Origin of the sequence: Methanobrevibacter sp., assembly GCF_017468685.1 — an archaeon.
GTDB lineage: Archaea > Methanobacteriota > Methanobacteria > Methanobacteriales > Methanobacteriaceae > Methanocatella.
In genome coordinates, this window is record NZ_JAFUHT010000081.1 from 1 (window position 1) to 21,040 (window position 21,040).

Annotated in this window: 11 protein-coding genes and 1 pseudogene; all 12 read left to right on the plus strand. The window is 34.4% G+C overall.

Annotated features, from left to right (window positions below):
- Nucleotides 1-218: 218 nt before the first annotated feature.
- Nucleotides 219-9,182 carry a CARDB domain-containing protein gene (locus IJ258_RS10515; protein WP_292806665.1) on the plus strand — a complete coding sequence of 2,988 codons (8,964 nt, stop codon included), beginning with the start codon at nucleotides 219-221 and terminating at the stop codon, nucleotides 9,180-9,182.
- Nucleotides 9,183-9,467: 285 nt separating this feature from the next.
- On the plus strand, nucleotides 9,468-11,117 hold the full coding sequence (ilvD, locus tag IJ258_RS10520; protein ID WP_292806667.1) for a dihydroxy-acid dehydratase: 1,650 nt from the start codon (nucleotides 9,468-9,470) through the stop codon (nucleotides 11,115-11,117).
- A gap of 7 nt (nucleotides 11,118-11,124) precedes the next feature.
- On the plus strand, nucleotides 11,125-12,402 hold the full coding sequence (gene hisD / locus IJ258_RS10525; protein ID WP_292806669.1) for a histidinol dehydrogenase: 1,278 nt from the start codon (nucleotides 11,125-11,127) through the stop codon (nucleotides 12,400-12,402).
- Nucleotides 12,403-12,945, plus strand: a complete 543-nt coding sequence (locus IJ258_RS10530; protein WP_292806671.1) for a DapH/DapD/GlmU-related protein — start codon at nucleotides 12,403-12,405, stop codon at nucleotides 12,943-12,945.
- A gap of 664 nt (nucleotides 12,946-13,609) precedes the next feature.
- On the plus strand, nucleotides 13,610-14,929 hold the full coding sequence (gene aspS, locus IJ258_RS10535) for an aspartate--tRNA(Asn) ligase (RefSeq protein ID WP_292806673.1): 1,320 nt from the start codon (nucleotides 13,610-13,612) through the stop codon (nucleotides 14,927-14,929).
- 26 nt (nucleotides 14,930-14,955) lie between these two features.
- Nucleotides 14,956-16,149, plus strand: a complete 1,194-nt coding sequence (locus IJ258_RS10540; protein ID WP_292806675.1) for an aminoacetone oxidase family FAD-binding enzyme — start codon at nucleotides 14,956-14,958, stop codon at nucleotides 16,147-16,149.
- Between the two features lie 105 nt (nucleotides 16,150-16,254).
- The gene (locus IJ258_RS10545; RefSeq protein ID WP_292806677.1) at nucleotides 16,255-16,884 is read left to right on the plus strand and encodes a cobalt-precorrin-8 methylmutase; all 630 of its coding nucleotides are present in this window, start codon (nucleotides 16,255-16,257) and stop codon (nucleotides 16,882-16,884) included.
- A 7-nt stretch (nucleotides 16,885-16,891) separates the two neighbouring features.
- On the plus strand, nucleotides 16,892-18,166 hold the full coding sequence (gene hemL / locus IJ258_RS10550) for a glutamate-1-semialdehyde 2,1-aminomutase (protein WP_292806678.1): 1,275 nt from the start codon (nucleotides 16,892-16,894) through the stop codon (nucleotides 18,164-18,166).
- A 4-nt stretch (nucleotides 18,167-18,170) separates the two neighbouring features.
- Complete coding sequence (locus IJ258_RS10555; RefSeq protein WP_292806680.1) at nucleotides 18,171-18,596, plus strand: signal peptidase I; 426 nt, start codon at nucleotides 18,171-18,173, stop codon at nucleotides 18,594-18,596.
- A 20-nt stretch (nucleotides 18,597-18,616) separates the two neighbouring features.
- The gene (gene argS / locus IJ258_RS10560; protein ID WP_292806682.1) at nucleotides 18,617-20,317 is read left to right on the plus strand and encodes an arginine--tRNA ligase; all 1,701 of its coding nucleotides are present in this window, start codon (nucleotides 18,617-18,619) and stop codon (nucleotides 20,315-20,317) included.
- Between the two features lie 157 nt (nucleotides 20,318-20,474).
- A complete protein-coding gene (locus IJ258_RS10565; RefSeq protein WP_292806684.1) occupies nucleotides 20,475-20,837 on the plus strand; it encodes a hypothetical protein in 363 nt (120 codons plus the stop codon).
- 13 nt (nucleotides 20,838-20,850) lie between these two features.
- Nucleotides 20,851-21,040: pseudogene (locus IJ258_RS10570) on the plus strand (transposase); the annotation flags it as partial.

The following is a 21,040-nucleotide window of genomic DNA, read 5'->3' on the forward strand; positions in this document are numbered from 1 at the left end:
ATCTACAAAACAACTTATAATTCCACAAAAGAATTAATAAACTTGTTTGAAGAAAAATTCTATGACATTATCGAATCAAAATCATTTTATGAAAATTGGCTTGAACTAAATGGTATAAACTTTTAGAGAAAAACTATAAATCATGTTGATTTCATTTAATTTTATTTAAATATTTTTCCCGAACAGTTTTTTCTTTCAGAAAATATGAGGTAAAAACAATGAAATTAAATGCGAAACTTTTAGTCATCGCAATGATTATTGCAATGATATTTTCAGTGAGTGCTATTGCAGCTACCAGTGAAAATTCAACTGCATTATCTAGCGAATTTACTCAAGTTCCACATGAACAGGTTGTTTCAGTTTCTGAACCAACAGTTCCGGAAGTTGAAGCAACAGATTTAGAAACGTCTGCTGATAATGTTGAAAGCTTATCAAGTTCAGATAATCAAGTTTCTATTAAGGATTCAGATATTAAAGAAGAATCCAATGTTAAAAAAGAGAGTGAGGATTCCGTTTTAGGAATTTCAGATGATGATGAAATTTTGGCTGCTACAAGAAATGTTGATGGAAATACCTTTAGAGATCTTGACAGGGTAATTCAGCAATCTCAAATTGGAGATATAATTGATTTACAGGGTAAAACCCTATATGGTCAGGATTTGTCATGCTATAAACGTATTACTATTGCAAATGGTATTTTGGAAAGCAACTTAAATTATGGAGGATACACTTTCCAAAATTGTATCTTGGAAAATTTGACTATTAAAAATTTAAACACTAGAGGAGGAACAGGTATAAATTATTGTACATTAACTAATGTTCACTTCGATAATTGTTACGCTGATGACTATTGTACTTTTGCTGTTAGAAGCTGTACCTTGGAAAATGTTAACTTTACTAATTGTCATTGTGTAAGACCGGCTGATCCTGCCGAAGAGGATTTTGAAAGCGGAGTAATGATTGTTACCTACTATTCTAAGTTTAATAATTGTGGATTTTTCAACTGTTCTTCAAACAGACATTCAGGTGCAATCTGTGTTGCAGGACAGCCTGGTAACGTTGTAAACATTACCAATTGTAAATTTGACAATTGTACTTCCGGTGTTGGAGGAGCAGTATATCTGCACGGTACTGGACTTTCCGAAAATCTCCACAGTAACATTATAAATTGTACTTTTACAAATTGTCATGCAACTGAATGGGGTGGAGCTTTAGGTTCCAGTCAGGATTACTTAAATGTTGAAAATTGTGACTTTATCAACAACACCGCTAAACAGGGTGCAGCTTTCATGGTTGGAGGAATCACTCACGGTTTAGATGGTGACAACTCAGAAGGTAATTACAATATTATGAAAGATTGTTACTTCTACAATAACACAGGTTCCGAGGACGGTGGAGCAGTTCACATTACAGGTCATAATAACACTGCATTAAATTGTATTTTTGATGACAACTTTGCTGTCAACGGTAAAGGTGCAGCGATTTATGTAAAAGGTGACCATGGTTCAGTTATTGATTCCCTATTTACAAATCATGATTCAGATATGGGAACTGTTTATGTTGAAGGAGATTACTTTAACTGTACTCATTCCACATTTGAAGCTAATCATGCTTCCCATGGTGGTGCCGGTATTTATGTAGAAGGTAATTATACTTATGTATATGACTCCGAATTCAGAAACAACAATGCTTCAATGCATGGTGGGGCAATCTACACAATCGGAGACCATGCCAGAATCTTAAACTCAGAATTCAAATACAATAATGCTATTCCAAATACTGCAAACCCTGATTACGGATTAGGTGGAGCTGTTTACATAGAGGGAAATCATAATGAAATTTCATATTCAACTTTTTCACATAACACTGCACGTAACGGATCTGCAATATATAACAGGGGTGAAGACTTACACTTAAATGATGATACATTCTCCAACAATCAGGCATGGAGTTATTTGCTGTTTACAGAAGCAAAACCACCTGAAGACTACTGGAGTGAAGATTTACAATTCTTAATAAACATCACTCTTGAAGGAGGAGACAATCTTATCAACGCTATTTATAATGATTGGCATAGCCCAACTCCTCATGGAGTCATTGATGAAATATTCTTCCACAATGTAACATACACTCTCAAACCAAATGACTTATATCCAACAGGTGTTAAAACCACCACGGATAGTGAGATTCATCCGGTTTTAGGAGTTGAAAACAGTCATAATGGTGCTGTACTTTACCAGGATTCCCGTGAAGACGACCAATTGATAAATGTTAACATGACTTATGGTGATAGCAAAGTCTTTGAATATTCAGGTAAAACTGATATGTATGGTAATATTTTAATTGCAATTGCAAAGGAAAATTTGACTGATGGTGAGTTCCATCCTGGTGTTTATAATATCTATGCTCATCACCCTGATGACAGTCAGTACACTGAAATTTACAACTCCACAACATTTAGGGTATTGCCTCATGTGGATGTAAGCGTTACCAAAACCAGTAATAAGGATGTTTATATTAAAGGGGAAAATGCAGTATTCACCATAACCGTTAGTGGTGTAGGTACTAATGCAACAAACGTTACTGTAAGGGATATTCTTCCTCAATCATTTAAGTATGTGGATTCAAGTGCAAGTAAAAATAACTATAATCCTATAACAAATGAATGGTATATTGGATTTTTACCTCATGGTGCATCTGAGACCTTAAAATTGATAGTTAAAACAACAGAATTAGGCACTTTTGATAATGTAGTCATCGTAAATTGTACTGAAAGAGACTGGAACTTATCTAACAATAGGGATAATAAGACAATTCATGTAAACTTATACTACACTAAAGAGGCTAATGTTACAGATGTTTCCGCAGGTGAGTACTTGGAGTACTATTTGAGGGTTTACAATATAGGAAACACTGATTACACTGAAGAAATACAAATACGTGATGTACTGCCTAACGGAATCAAATACACTGGAGAATATAGTTTAGAGGGCGGAGACCTTATTAGATATGTTAATCATGGCGACCAGCAAAGCTGGTATGTAACAAATGTCGCTGCTGGCGATTATGTACAGATTACAATCAAATGTCAGGCATTGTATGATGGAGTATGGAACAATACAATGTATGTATGGGACTATCCTCCTGTGAATGCTACAGTAAATGTTACTCATAATGCTGATTTAAGAATTATTAAGACCGTTTCCACTGATAAGGTTAAAAAAGGAGATATCATAAACTGGACTTTAACCGTAATTAACTATGGTCCAAGTGATGCGTCTGATGTTGTCGTCACTGATATTTTACCATATGGTTTAGAGCAATATGGCATTGCAATAGTTCCTGAAGGCACAGACTTTTATAGGGAAAGCGGAAAATGGGTTATTGGTACTTTAAAAGTTAAAGAAACTATCCAATTGATTATTCCAACTAGAGTAACCATTTCTGGTATAAACATTACTAATGAAGCTAATGTGACAAGTACAACTCCTGATCCTAATCCTGACAACAATTATGATAATGAAACTGTTGAATTCTATCCTGATGTAAGCATTCAAAAAATCGTATCAACTAAAAAAACCTCTCACGGTGAAATAATCACTTGGACATTAGTAGTAACCAATAACGGTCCACACACTGCAACCGGAGTATATGTAATTGACAGATTACCTTCCGGATTAAGGTATGCTAATTCAAAAGGAAGTAATGGACAAGTTTATAATCCAAGCAGTGGCAGATGGTATATTGGCGATTTGGCTGAAAATGAAACAGTAACCTTGGAAATTAATACTACTGTTACTGCGTATGATGGTTTCATTTCCAATAATGCTACTGTGTATGCTACTAATGACGGTAACCCTGAAAACAATTATGCTGAAAACTTCACTGAAATTATAACTCAAGCGGATGTAGGAATTGTAAAACGTGTATCAAATCAGACTTCCCATTATGGCGATGAGATTGTTTGGACTGTTATCGTTACTAACTACGGTCCTAATGTTGCTGAAAATGTAATCGTGACTGACTTCATGCCTGCTGGATTGAAACAAACCAAGGAACCTTATAAAACTAAAGGTCAAGTTTATCACTTGAATGGTAATGGAGTATGGTCCATTGGTAATTTGGCAGTTAATGAAACAGTATATCTTGAATTTACAACATTAGTTAATGTAACTGATGACACTCTCATTAATGTAGTGGTTGTTGAGTCAACTACAGAAGATCCAAACCCATCCAATAACCGGGCTGAAAACGGCACTGTTGTCGAACCGGATTGTGATGTTGAAGTCATAAAAAGAGTAAGCAATTCAACTCCTAACAAATATGATGAGGTAACTTGGACTATAACCATATACAATGAAGGCCCTAATGTTGCTGAAAATGTTATTGTAAGGGATGTATTGCCTAATGGCTTGGAATTCGTAACAAATTCTGTTCCTACAAAAGGAATGTATCATAAGGATTTAAATGAATGGGACGTTGGTACTTTAGAAGTTGGTGTCAGACACACTTTAAACATTACCACCCGTGTAGTTGATACAGGCAGAATCACTAACGAAGTGAATATAACCACTACAACCCATGATAAAAATCTCAAAAACAATTATGATAATGAAACTATTGATGTTCCGGCTATTGCTGATTTGGAAATAATCAAAATCGTATCAGATAAAAATCCGAAATATGGTGATTTGATTAATTGGACAATTACAGTAACCAATAAAGGTCCAAATAATGCAAGAAACGTTAATGTTCAGGATAAATTACCTAAAGGATTAATTTATGTAATTCATAATGCAACAAACGGATATTATGATATCGCACAGGGAATTTGGCACATTGGAGATTTGTTACACTTCCACAATGAAACAATTGTCATTACAACCAGAGTCAATATTACAAATGCAACTATAACAAATATTGCAGTTGTGACATCTGATACTCCAGACCCTGATGAATCCAATAACAAAGCAAACAACACTACTCACGTAGATCCAATTGCTGATTTAGCTATTGGAAAATTCGTATCTAATTTACATCCTGCATATGGTGAAGAATTCGAATACACTATTATAGTAACTAATTTAGGTCCAGACACTGCTGTAAACGCATATGTTTATGACATGTTGCCTAATGGATTAATTTTCATATCCTGCGATGGTGATTATGACAATAACACTGGCATATGGAAGATTGGAAACTTGTCAGCTGAAGAAGGTTTAAACCAAGTAATGTTAACTATAGTCGTTAAATCCAATTTAGTTAGTCCGACCGTTGTCACAAATACAGCTAATGTTACCAGTGAAACTCCGGATCCTGATTTAACTAATAATGAGGATAATGTAACCATTGATATCGGTCACGAAGCTGATTTGGAAATTATAAAAATAGTCTCTAATAAGACTTCAAAATTAGGAGATGTAATTACATGGACTATAACTGTAATCAATCATGGTCCAAACCCTGCTGTAGAAGCATATGTAATTGATAAATTGCCTAGAGGATTAATTTACCTTTCAGATGATTCTAATGGCAAATATGATTATGAAACTGGTATCTGGAACATTGGGGACTTGGAAGTATATTCAAAAGATGATGATGTTGGTTATGCGGTTTTAGTAATTACAACCAGAGTTAATGTGACAAATGCAAATATTACAAATGTGGCTAATGTCACTAGTGATACATATGACCCTAATGAAACAAATAATGAAGCAAACAACACTACTTCAGTGGATTCATTCGCAGATTTGGAAGTAATAAAAATAGTTTCAGATAAAAATCCTCACTATGGCGACATTATTACATGGACTATAACTGTAATCAATCATGGTCCAAACGATGCATATAATGTAAACGTCACTGATAAATTGCCTAAAGGATTAATTTATAAATTTGACGATTCCAACGGCAAATATGATTATGAGACTGGTGTTTGGAATATCGGCACATTATTGAATGGAAACAGAACAACTTTAGTAATAACCACATTGGTCAACATTACAAATGCTACAATTACTAATGTTGCTGTTGTTAACTCTACAACTCCTGACAATAATACTGAAAACAATAAAGGAAATAATACCACTTCAATCGAACCTGAAGCAGATTTGGAAATTATTAAAATAGTTTCTAATAAGACTGCCAAGTTTGGTGATGTAATCACTTGGACTATTATTGTCACTAATAAAGGTCCGGATGCTGCAAAAGAAGTTTATATCAGAGATAATTTCCCTAAAGAATTAATATTCCTTGGTTATACTAAAACTAAAGGATTATTCGATTTAGAAACTTATACATGGTATATAAAAGAGTTGGCTTTCAATGAGACTCAAAACTTGACCATAACTTCACGTGTCAATTTCACAAATAAAACAATCATGAATATTGCTAATGTTACCAGTGACACTTATGATCCTAATAAAACCAATAATGAAGCAAATAACACAACTGAAGTTAATTCAAAAGCTAATTTGGTTGTTATCAAAGAGGTATCAAAACAAAATGCTAAGTTTGGAGAAACAATTACTTGGACAATAACTGTAGTAAATAATGGTCCTGATACAGCAGTAAATGTACGTGTTAATGATACTTTGCCTAAAGGATTGATATTTGTTACATCAAATGGCAATTATGATAATGAAACAGGAATTTGGAGGGTTGGTAATTTATTGAATGGTGAAAATAAAACTTTAATTATCACTACAATAGTTAATATTACTAATACAACAATCAGAAATGTTGCAAATGTAACTTCAGACACTCCAGGTAATCGTACTCCGGCAAACAATACTACAAATGTCGATCCCCTTGTGGATTTGGAAATTATTAAAATTGTTTCTAATAAGACTGCCAAGTTTGGTGATGTAATCACTTGGACTATTATTGTCACTAATAAAGGTCCGGATATGGCTTTAAATGTAATTGTTAAAGATAAACTGCCTAATGGTTTAATTTATAATGGTCATAAAACCGAAACAGGATTGTACGATAATGTTTATGGAATTTGGGATATTGGAAATCTTGCGCCTAATGTTCCAGTAAACCTGACAATTTACACAATTGTCAATGTTTCTAACAGGAATATTACAAACATTGCTAATGTAACTTCAGACACTCCGGATAACAATACAGACAACAATGAGGCTAACAATACCACTTCAGTTAATGAAGTCTGTGATTTGGAAATAATTAAAATTGTTTCCAATAAGAATCCTCATAAGGGTGACACAATTACCTGGACAATCACAGTTACTAATAAAGGTCCGAACACAGCTAAAAATGTATTTGTAACTGATAAATTGCCTAAAGGATTAATTTATGTAGGTTCAGATGGTGATTATAATCCTGAAACCGGTATTTGGAATGTTGGAGATTTAGAAGTAGACCAACCAAAATCCCTAATTATAATTACTTTGGTAAACATTACAAACAAAACTATTACAAACATTGCTAATGTAACTTCAGATACTCCGGATAACAATACAGACAATAATGAAGCTAACAATACCACTAATGTTTCTCCTGAAGCTGATTTGGAAATAATTAAGATCGTTTCCAATAAGAATCCTCATAAGGGAGACACTATTACATGGACTATAACTGTTACTAACAAGGGTCCTGATACAGCAGTGAATGTTAAAGTAACTGATAAATTGCCAAAAGGTTTAATTTATGTAGGTTCTGATGGAGATTATAATCCTGAAACTGGTATTTGGAATGTCGGTAATTTAACTAGTGGTGAGCCTAAATCATTAGTCATTACTACTATAGTAAACATTACCAACACTACCATTAGAAATGTTGCTAATGCAACCAGTGAAACTTATGACCCTAATAAAACCAATAATGAAGGCAATAATACAACTGATGTTTCTCCCGAAGCAGATTTGGAAATTGTAAAATTAGTTTCCGCTAAAAACACTTCAAAAGGGGAGATAATTACTTGGACTATTATTGTTACTAATAAAGGTCCTGATGCAGCTGTAAATATTTATGTAAAAGACAAAATGCCAAAAGAATTAGTTTTCAAATCATATACTAAAACAAAAGGATTATTTGATTCAGATGATTTGATTTGGTATATTAGCGCTCTGGCTAAAGGTGAGTCTGCTAAATTGACTATTGATACTTTAGTAAATGTTTCAAGCACTAGTTTAATAAACAATGTTAATGTAACAAACGATATATATGATCCAAATGAAACAAATAATGAAGCTAACAACACTACTGAGGTTGGTGATGAATTGCCTGCTGATTTAGAGATTGTAAAAGTCGTATCTAATAAGAATCCTCATAAGGGGGATACTATTACATGGACAATTACCGTAACCAATCATGGTCCTGGTAAAGCTATTGGCGTGACTGTGACTGATGAATTGCCTGAAGGCTTGAAATTTGTTTCATCAAATGGTAATTATAATAAAAACACAGGTGTTTGGACTATTGGTGATTTGGCAAATGGTGAATCAAAATCATTAATAATAACTACTTTAGTAACTATAACAAATGCTGAAATTACTAATGTAGCTGTAGTTAACTCTACTACTCCAGATAACAACACCGAAAATAACAAAGACAATGACACCACAAATATTGACCCTGAAGCGGATGTTAAAGTTGTAAAAACTGTATCTAATCCAAAACCTTCAAAAGGAGATGTAATTACTTGGACTATTGTAGTTGTTAACTTAGGTCCTGATACTGCAAAAGATGTTGTTGTATCTGAAAAATTGCCAAATGGATTAAGACTAATCTCTGCTAAAGGAAGCAAAGGTAGCTTTGAAAATGATGTTTGGAAAATTGGAGAGTTAAAATATGGTGAAATAGCAACTCTGACACTTACTACAAAAGTGTTGATATCCGGTGGTACAATTGAAAATATTGTTGTTGTAAATAGTTCCACCTATGATCCTAATTTAACAAATAATGAGGATAAAGAAGTTGTAAATCCTAAATCCAATTCAAAGGATGATGACGATGAGGATGATGGTGGCAAAAAGAGTGAACCAAATCCTAATGAGGATGATGATGGAGATGATATTTATGATCACCCTTCCACTCCTGTTAAATATTCAGTAGGTTCATCTTCAAAGCAAATGCATGCTACTGGTAATCCTATAGTCATGGCACTCTTGGCTTTGTTGGCTGTTGCAGGTGTATCCTTAAGAAGAAAAGATTAAATTAAACACATTGGGAAATATATTTTCCCATAATTTTTATTTTTTGCTTAAATTTCACTAATAGTTTAATGGAAATTAGATGTTATAATTTCACTACTTATTTTCAAATATATATTTTTAAATGCTCATTTCTTTAAAAATTTTATTTCATAACAATATTTTTCAACACATTTAATTCTTGATGTATCAGAAAACATCAACTAGATTTCTCTTTTCAAATTATACAATATTATAAAAACAATTAAAAATAGATATATAAATGATTTGATTAAATTGTGTGATTAAATGAAAAGTGATAATGTAAAAAAAGGAATTCAAAGAGCACCTCACAGATCCTTATTAAGGGCTTGTGGGCTTGATGATGAAGACTTTAAAAAACCGTTCATTGGAATAGCAAACAGTTTCACAGATATTGTGCCTGGACACATTCACCTAAAGGAACTTGTTGAATTTGTAAAAGAAGGTATAATTGCTGCTGGAGGTATTCCATTTGAATTCGATACTATGGCAGTGTGTGACGGAATCAGTATGAACCACGAAGGAATGAAATATTCTCTTCCTTCCCGTGAAATCATTGCAGCTACAGTCGAATCCATGACAAAAGGTCATGCATTTGACGGTTTGGTATTAATTCCTAGCTGTGATAAGGTAGTTCCTGGAATGATAATGGGTGCAGCCAGAGTAAATGTTCCATCAATAGTCGTTACTGGCGGACCAATGCAATCAGGTAAATATAATGGTAAACCTGCTGATTTGATTACTGTTTTTGAAGCTGTTGGTGCATATTCTGCAGGTAAAATGACTGAAGAGGAAGTCAGTGAACTTGAAAGATGTGCCTGTCCTGGTGCCGGAAGCTGTTCAGGATTATTTACAGCTAACACTATGGCATGTATAACTGAAACATTCGGTTTATCCCTGCCGACTTGCGCTACAACACATGCAAGGACAGAGGAAAACAATCAGATTGCATTCGAATCAGGTAAACAGATAATAAAACTTGTAGAAGATGACATTAAACCGTCTGATATCTTAACTCAAGAGGCTTTCAACAATGCTATTGCAGTTGATATGGCACTTGGAGGTTCATCTAACACTGCACTTCATATTCCTGCAATCGCAAGTGAAGTTGAAGGCATTGATGTTGATTTGGAATTGTTTGATGAAATATCAAGAAATGTTCCACATATTGCATTGATTTCTCCTGCTGGTGAAGATTCTATGATGGATTTGCACTTGGCTGGTGGTATTCAGGCAGTTCTTAAAACTTTAGGAGATAAAATTGACACCAATCAATTAACAGTAACAGGCAAAACAATTGAAGAAAACCTCAAAACTGTTGAAAACAAAAACACTGATGTTATTCATACATTAGATAATCCGGTTCATGAGGATGGTGGAATTGCTATTCTTAAAGGTAATCTTGCACCTAACGGAAGTGTAGTTAAAAAAGGTGCTGTAGCGGATCATTTAATGCATCTTAAGGGACCTGCGAAAGTATATAATTCAGAAGAAGATGTTACAAAAGCAATATTTGACCATGAAATTGAAGAGGGGGATATTGTTGTTATTAGATATGAAGGACCTAAGGGAGGTCCTGGAATGCGTGAAATGCTAAATCCAACATCAGCTCTTGCAGGAATGAATATTAAGGATGTAGGGTTAATAACAGACGGTAGATTTTCAGGCGGAACACGTGGGCCATGTATAGGTCACGTATCACCGGAAGCAAGAGAAGACGGTCCTATTGCTGCAATCAAAAATGGTGATATCATTGAAATCGACATTGAAAACAGATTTATCAATGTGGAGTTAAGTGATGAAGAGATTGAATCAAGACTTAAAGAAGTAAATCATCCAGAAAGTGATGTATCAGGATGGTTGGCATTATATCAAAAATTAGTTCACTCAGCAGATACTGGAGCTATTTTAAGGTAGTGTTATAATGGATATATTAAAATACTCTGAAATTAACTTGAAAGAAACTATTAAAAGGTCAGAACAGGATGTTAATAATGTCTTGGATATTGTCTCCGATATATTAGACAATGTAAAAAATAATGGTGATGAAGCTATTCGTGAATATACTGAAAAGTTTGATGGTGTATTGATAGAAAATTTGAAAGTATCCAAAGATGAAATTAAGGAAGCTTATGATACATTAGATGATGAATTATTAATTGCACTTAAACAAGCTGCATCAAATATACGTAAATTTCATGAAAGACAGATTCCTGAAAGTTGGAACATGGAAGTAAATCCTGGTGTTGTTGCAGGTCAAATTGTAAGGCCAATTAACTCTGCTGGATGTTACATACCAGGGGGTCGGGCAGCCTATCCTTCATCAATATTAATGACTGTAATACCTGCAAAAATTGCTGGAGTTGAAAAAGTAGTTTGTGTAACTCCACCTCAAAAAGATGGCAAAATTTTAGATGCTATTTTAGTGGCTGCAGATATTGCAGGTGCAGATGAAATTTATAAGGTAGGTGGTGCACAGGCTATTGCATCACTGGCTTATGGAAGTGAATCTGTACCACGAGTAGAAAAAATTGTAGGTCCTGGAAATATATTCGTTACAGCTGCTAAAAAACTAGTATATGGACAGGTAGATATTGAGTTTCCGGCAGGCCCTTCTGAAGTACTGATATTGGCTGATGAGACTGCAAATCCTGAATTTTTGGCAACTGATATTTTAGCTCAAGCAGAACATGACCCTAATGCATCATGTTTTTTAGTAACAGATTCACAGGATTTAGCAGTTAAAACTGATGAATTTGTAGCCAAATTAACTGAAATTGCGCCTAGACGTGAAATCATTGAGGAATCATTATCTAAAAGTGGAAAAATCATTATCACAAACACATTTGAGGAAGCTATTCACGTTACAAACGAATACGCTCCTGAACATTTAATCATAACCACAAAAGATGATGATGAAACATTATCACACATCAACAATGCGGGTTCAATCTTTTTAGGTTCATACTCACCTGTTGCAGCGGGAGATTATGGATCTGGAACAAATCACGTACTTCCTACAGGTGGAGGTGCTAAAATGTATTCCGGTTTATCTACTGAGGCTTTCATTAAAAAGCCAACGGTTCAGAGATTGACAAAAGAAGGGCTTGAGGAGTTATCAAAGACTTCTGTTCCAATCGCTGAGTATGAAGGATTCTTTGCACACTCTAATTCATTCAAAACAAGATTAAGAGAAGATTAAATGGATTTTGAAAGAGTTGACATGAGATTAATGAGTGAAGAGGAGATGATTGAAGCAGGTAAAATGGCGGAAATCGTTTTCAAGCTCAATCACACAATGCCAAACACTGATGAATATAACAAGTTGCTTAAGGAACTGTTGGGCGATAATATCGGTGAAAACTCACAGATTATGGCTCCAATTGCAGGTGCAGCATTTGATCATCTGAAAATTGGTAATAATGTTTTTATCAATTCCAATTCACTACTGATGGCACGTGGAGGAATAACCATTGAAGATGATGTTATGATGGCGGCCAATGTCCAGTTGCTTTCAAACAATCATGACGAGTATGACAGGCAAGTTTTGACCTGCAAGCCAATCCATATTAAAAAGGGTGCCTGGATTGGAGCCGGAGCAAGCATATTGCCTGGCGTCACCATTGGTGAATATGCTATCGTTGGAGCAGGGGCTATTGTTACAAAGGATGTCGGTGACTATGAAGTGGCTGTAGGAGTTCCTGCAAAAATAGTTAAAACTTTGGACAAGGATAAATTTGAATAATTTATCTACTTTTTTATTTTTATTAAATATTTATTTTTCATTATAATTTAACGAGTTGCTTTCAATATTGTTAAAACAAATTCTACTTATTTTATATAGTTTAATAACAATAATTCTTGATGTAATAGATAAATTAAAACTTAATTACCTGATTGGAAATGAAATAATGTATGCTTATTTATTTCCTCTTGTATTGGAGGTGAGGGGTTTTAATGTTGAGTCTAGTTCTAATAGCACTTGACATTGTCTTGATTAGTCTTGATATTATTGTAATTTATAATCATTACAATAAATGATAGGTTAGTCTCGTATTACGGTTGAATTATGTAGGATTGGTTCGTGATTTTTTCAAGGTTCACCCGCCGGAAGTTTTGCGTAACTCTTCCCAATCCTATCTTAATTTAATCTATTTTTTATACTTATTTTTAAAAAACAAGGATTTTTTAATTAGTTTAGTAAACTTTATATATCATGTTAACCTATTTAATATCTAGAATATGATTTTTCGTATTCGTCACTTTCTATACAAGAAAGAAATTAGGTAATAAACAGTTGTCTAATTGGGTGTAGTTTATAGGTTTCGCCTATAAACTTAGACAACACTTATTTTTAACAATTTTAATTAATTGATTAATTATTTTTTACTAACCTCGAGGTGAATATTTTGCAAGGTTTATTAAAAGATTGGAGAAGAACAAATTATGCTAGTGAATGCACTCCTGAAATAGCAGGAAGCGACATCACAATCATGGGTTGGGTGCACGAAATCCGTGATTTTGGTGGTATCATGTTCGTTATCATCCGTGATGTAACCGGCAGAGTTCAAATCACAGCTCCAAGCAAAAAAGTCGATGAAAAAATAATGGAAGAATTAAGAGAATTAAGAAAAGAATCTGTTGTAGCAATTAAAGGTTTAGTTCAAGAAGCAGGAAAAGCACCAAACGGTGTTGAAATCATTCCTAAAGAAATTAAATTATTAAACTTAGCTAACCAACCTTTACCAATGGATCCAACAGAAAAAGTTAAAGCTGGAATCGATACAAGATTAGATTCAAGATTCTTGGACATCAGAAAAGAAAACGTTTCAGCAATCTTCAAAATCAAAGGACAAATGTTCCATACTATCCGTGACTTCTTCTATGACAACGGATTTTATGAAATTAACACTCCTAAACTCGTAGCATCAGCTACTGAAGGAGGAACAGAATTATTCCCTATCACTTACTTTGAAAAAGAAGCATTCCTTGGTCAGTCACCACAATTATACAAACAGATGATGATGGCTTCCGGAATGGATAAAGTATTTGAAATCGGTCAAATCTTCAGAGCAGAAGAGCACGATACACTCAGACACTTAAACGAAGCTGTATCCATTGATGCAGAAGCATCCTTTGCTGATGATGAAGACGTAATGAAAATCCTAAACGACATGATTATCAAAGTCTTAAAAGACATCAACGAAAACTGTGCTGATGAATTAGAAATATTAGGTCATGAACTTGAAGTTCCAACTGGCGACTTCCCTGTAGTAACCTATGATGAAGCAGTTGATATCGTAAACTCAAAAGATGTCAGTATGGAATGGGGAGAAGACTTATCCCGTGAAGCTGAAAAAGCTTTAGGAGACACAATGGGAGGATTTTATTTCTTAACCAGATGGCCTTCTGAAATCAAACCGTTCTATGTAATGCCTGTTGACGGCGAGGAACAATACTCACATGCATTCGATTTAATGTACAACAACTTGGAGTTATCTTCAGGTGCTACACGTGTACACCAGTATGATTTACTCGTAAAACAAATTGAAGAAAGAGGATTGAATCCTGCTGGATTTGGAAGCTACTTGAAAGCGTTCGAATACGGTATGCCTCCACATGCAGGTTGGGGTGTAGGTGCTGACAGGTTAACTATGGTACTTACCGGTTCTGAAAACATCCGTGAATGTGTACTCTTCCCAAGAGACAGACACAGATTAACCCCTTAATTTCTTTTTTTCTTTTTTAGATTAATATGGAAGAATATGAAATAGCTGTGATTGGTGGAGGTCCTGCCGGGATTATGGCTGCAATCGCCGCAAGCCAGAATTCCTCAAGCGTAATATTGCTTGAAAAGAATTTTTCTTTAGGTCGTAAACTTTTGATTACTGGTGGAGGAAGATGTAATATTACTAATTCAAAGCCGATTAATACGTTATTGAATTCATATTCTCATAAAAACTTTTTAAAACACTCATTTTACTCTTTTACTAATGAGGATTTACTGTCACTATTTGATTTGGAATTTATCACAGAAGAGGATAATCGTGTTTTTCCAAAAAGCGGGAAATCCAGTGATATCTTAAAAGGTTTAACTGATAAGATTGAAGATGTAAGTATAAGTTATAACTTTGAAGTTACAAGTATCACTAATGATTTTGTTATAAATGATAAGTTAAAAGCAGACAAGATTATCATCGCAACTGGAGGCATAACCTATCCGCAAACAGGATGTGACATTAAAAACTATTCTTTAACATCACATCCCTTAACAGAGATAAAATACGGATTGGTTCCATTGATTACCAAAAATGACTTGTCTGAGATTGCCGGGGTAACCTTATATGATGTAGTTATAAGTTATAAGAAAAGCAGGGTTAAAGGTAATGTTTTATTTTCCCATGTTGGTCTGACAGGTCCTGCAGTCATAAATCTGAGCAATGAAATCTCAGAAGGTATAAGTTATAACTTATTAGAAAATGAACCCGAAATCAATCTTGAAGTCGCAATCGACTTATGTCCAGAACTGACACGAGAGAATTTGATGGCTAAATTCAACAAAGATTTCCAATCCAAAGGAAAAACAATGATTAAAAACTATATGAAGCTATTTTTGACAAACAGTTTCATTGAATACTTTTTAAATGAATGTAAAATTGATGGCGAAACCCAGCTGTCAAGGATTAATAAGAAAAGCAAAAACCGACTTGTCGAAAACCTGAAAAGATTTGTTTTTGAAATCACTGGTTTTAATGACAAATTGGCTAAAGTGACCATTGGTGGTGTTGATATTAAAAATGTTAATCCTAAAACAATGGAGTCCAAACTAATTCCTAATTTATACTTTGCAGGCGAGGTCCTTGATTTGCATGGCCCAACCGGTGGCTATAATTTAAAAATCGCTTTTTCAACAGGCTATCTGGCAGGTTTGTCTGCTAGTGAAAAGTAATTTCCACCAATCAATTTTTATTATTGGAGAAGTCATGTTTTAGATAATGTTTGTCGAATTCAAAAGACAAAATATTTAACATATATTTAATACAAATCTTACATTATGACAGACAAAATGTTCATGGGTGCATCAACTAAACAAGGTTTGGATATTGCAAACAAAAGTCGTGAAATTATCCGTGGCCTTATTGGAGATGATGTCAAAGACTTAAAACCGATTGAAAGAGACATCGTTGAAAGGATTGTTCACTCAACTGCTGATCCTGAGTATGCAAAATTAGTGAAAATAAGTTCTGATTTTGTAGATGCAGCTATGACTTCCCTTAAAAATAAAGAAACCATATTAACTGATATCAACATGGTTAAATATGGTATTACAAGATATGAGGGGGAAGTTGAGTGTTACATTAAAAACGATGAAGTAGTTAAAATCGCAAAGGAAAATCAGATTACAAGGGCAGCTGCTGCAATGAGATATGCTGCACAGAATGATTTTGAAGGAATAGTCGTTTCCGGTAATGCTCCAACTGCTGTTTTTGAAGCAATGGATTTATACGCTAAAGGTGAAATGAATCTTAAAGCCATTGTTGGGGTTCCTGTTGGTTTTGTAGGAGCGGCTGACTCAAAAGAAGCTCTTCATAATTCAGATATTCCAAATATTATTGTTGAAGGGCCAAAAGGCGGAACACCTATTGCTGTTGCTTGTGTAAATTCATTAATCCAACATTTATAGTGATAATATGTATTCAGAAGAATTGTTCAATGAATCAAAAAAATATTTCCCTGGTGGAGTAAACTCACCTGTACGTGCTTTTAAACCTTATCCTTTTTTCGTTAAAAGTGCAGGGGGATCCAAACTAACAGATGCTGATGGAAAAACTTACATCGACCACTGTCTTGCCTACGGGCCATTGATTTTAGGTCATGCTGATCCTAAGGTTGTAAGGGAAGTTTCCAATCAGCTGACTATGGGTACTGCTTATGGTACACCAACTGAAAATGAAATAACCTTGGCTAAGGAGGTTATCGATAGGATTCCATCTGCTGAAATGGTAAGATTCTGTAACAGTGGTACAGAAGCTACAATGAGTGCAATCAGACTTGCAAGAGGTTTCACTGGAAGAGATAAAATAGTGAAATTCGAAGGAGCTTACCATGGTGCACATGACTATGTACTTGTAAAAGGTGGTTCTGGAGCTGCAACATTACCTGACAGTCCAGGTATACCTGAAGACACTACCAAAAATACCTTGTCCGTACCATTCAATGATGAAGAGGCGCTGACTGAATTAATTGAAAAGGAAGGTGACAACATTGCCTGTATCATTATGGAAATCGTAATGGGTAATGTCGGTTGTATTGAGCCTAAACATGGATTTTTAGAGTTCATCCGTAAAATCACAGAGGAAAATGGTATAGTATTGATTTTTGATGAGGTAATCACCGGTTTTAGGGCTTCACGTGGAGGAGCTCAGGAATATTATGGCGTCACTCCGGATTTAACCACTCTCGGTAAAATCGTAGGTGGGGGCCTTCCTATGGGTGCATTCTGTGGTAAAAAAGAAATCATGGAATTGATTGCACCGCAAGGTCCTGTTTATCAGGCAGGAACATTCTCAGGAAATCCAGTTTCTGTTCAGGCAGGTATTTCAACTTTAACCCAATTGGATGAAGCATTCTACAAGGAATTGGAACGCAAAGGAAATTATCTCAGAGGAAATATTGCTTCAATAATTGATGATGAAGGTTATAATATTCAGCCTGTTGGACTTGCTTCAATGTTTCAAATTTATTTCAATCCTGAGCCAGTCTATAATTATGCTGATGCTCAAAAATCTGATAGGAAACAATTCCTAAGATACTTTAAAACTTTATTAAAACAAGGTGTTTTCATTCCACCTTCACAATTTGAATGTAATTTTATTTCAAATGCTCATACTATGGAGGATATACAAAAAACTTCAGATGCTATTGAATTAGCATTAAAAGAAGCATTTAGAAAAAGAAGAAGGTAATACAATGGATATTGATTGGAAAGAAGTTGTATCATATGCAATTATTCTTATAATCGTTTTAATTGCCGCCCAACACTTGAGTGTTGTTGTTTCAGGAAGTATGGAACCTGTATTTTACAGGGGAGATATTGTTATTCTTGAAAAGGCAGATTTCTTTGGTATTCAGGAATTTGACCCTAATGATGTTCAGGTAGGGGATGTGGTTGTTTATGATGCGTCATGGTATGACCAGCCGGTAATTCATAGAGTCATTAATATTACGGATATCAATGGAACAACAATGTATGTCATTAAGGGAGACAATAATGATCGACCTGACCCTTATTATGTCACTGCAGACCAGATAGAGCAAAGGGTTGTGACATTAGGTGATAATCTGATTGTTATTCCGAAAATCGGTTATCTTTCCCTCTGGTTAAGAGGTTTATAATTATTATTTAAGGTGAGTTAATGTATTTTGAAATTGAAAAACAAGCTATAGATGCCATCAATAAGGCATTGGATCAATATGATGAAGAAATTGATAGGGATTTCAGATTGGACTTCCCTCCAAATCCTAATTTAGGTGATCTTGCAAGTACTATTGCATTTGCACTTACTAAAAAATTAAAAACTTCACCTCCTGAAGTTGCAAAGGACTTGGTTGATAAAATTGAAGTTCCTGAAATATTTTCTAAAGTACAAAACTTCGGACCTTATGTTAATTTCTTCATTGATTACAACAAGTTCTCAAAATTATTATTGGAAAAAGTTGATGAAAATTACGGTCAGCTTCCTGAAACTGGAGAAAAAATAGTGTTGGAACACACTTCAGCTAATCCAAACGGGCCGTTGCATATTGGACATATAAGAAACTCCATTTTTGGAGATTCTTTATCCAGACTTTTGAGATTGGCAGGTAGGGATGTCAGCACACAATATTATGTAAATGATATGGGAAGACAAATCGCTATCATCGTTTGCGGTATAACTGAACTCGGTTTGAAAATCGAAGATTATGAAGGAGAAAAAGTTGACCATAAGGTTGGTAAGTTATACTTTGATGCCAACAAGGCTGTTGAAGAAGATGAAAAATTGGCAGCTAAGGTAGATGAATTGATACAAAAATATGAAAATGGTGAAGATGAGGAATTAAATGCAATCTTCGAGCAAGTAGTTTCAACTTGTATCTCTGGAATGAAGCAGTCACTTCAAAGAATGAATATAAATCATGATGATTTTGTATGGGAAGGTCAGTTTGTAAGAAGCGGTGAAGTTGATGACCTTGTAAACTATATTCAGCGTGAAGGTTTTACCCGTGAAAACGATGTGTTATACATTGACCTTACAGACTTCAACATTGAAAAAGAATTCGTTTTAAGAAGATCAAACGGTACATCACTTTATTCAACTCGTGATTTGGCATACCATAAGTATAAAGCAACTTTAGGTGATACTGTACTTGATATTTTAGGTTCAGACCACAAGTTGGCTGCAAAGCAAATCAAGGTAATATTTGAAGAAATCTTCAGGCAAACTCCTCCTGAAGTGATATTCTATGAATTCATCACATTGCCTGAAGGATCAATGTCAACAAGAAAAGGAAAATTTGTATCAGTCGATGAGCTGATTGATGAGGCAGTCCTTAGGGCGCATGATGAAATAAAATCAAGAAACCCTGATTTAACTGAAGATGAAATTGCACCTATGGCAGAAGAAATTGGAATAGGGGCAGTAAGATTCTTCATTGCAAAATTATCTCCAGAAAAACACTTGACATTCAAATGGGATGAAGCATTAAGCTTTGAAAGAGGCTGTGCATCAATCCAATACGCTCATGCAAGGGCATGCAAATTGCTTGAAAAATCAGGTAAGGACATTTCCTCTTTGACTGTCAGTGATGAATGGGCTCCTGATGAAACAGAAAAGGACTTAATCAGACAAATAGCCAAGTTCCCACAGGTTGTAGAAGACTGTGCTAATAAGCAAAGGGTACACAATATTACCCAATATGCACAGGACCTTGCAGGTTCATTCAACAAATTCTACAAAGAAGAACAAGTAATTGGTTCTGATGTGGAAGACACTAGGTTAATTATTGTTGACAGAGCAAAAACAACCATTAAAAATGCTTTAGACATTTTAGGTGTAACAGCACCTCAAAAAATGTAGGTGGGTTTTTAACTCATCTTTTTATTTTTTATATTTTAATATCAATATTGATTTAAACTTGCTAATTTTCGATTCTAATCCAATATTGAAGTTTGTTCGTCGTAATTTTTATATATTGATAGTTTTATAGTAATATTATCAATTATGGAGGTATTTTATGACTTCTCAGGCTATGATATTAACTAAAAGATTAGGAATTTTAGCAACTGATAGGCAACAAACAATGGCGGATGGTAAAACATATGGTGGAGTCAAGAAGATTTTTGAATTATCAGAAATTCACTCATCAGCAATAATGATTAACGGTAATGCTGATTTTGAGGATGTTCCAATTGAAACATTAATCAGAGAATTCAGATTCAAAACAGATTTCACCCATATTGAAACAGTTCAAGAAATTAAAGATAAATTTATAGATTATTTGTCGAAAAATACTGATTCATCTAGCACTGATGAATTTCTTAAAAGATTATTAAAATCATTTATAGTTTTTCTCGAAAAGTTTATACCATATAACTGACAAAATAATATTCATGGTTGAACGAAATAAAAAAATTGCAGATCATCTTGAATTGGATGAATTAAAATCCGTGATGAAAGAATATAAGGATTCTTATGACATGTATCGAAAATTACTAGTCATAAGTATGGTGTATCAGGGTGAAACGATTTCTAAAGCTTCAGATTATGTTCATACGACCAGAAAAACTGGAGAACGCTGGG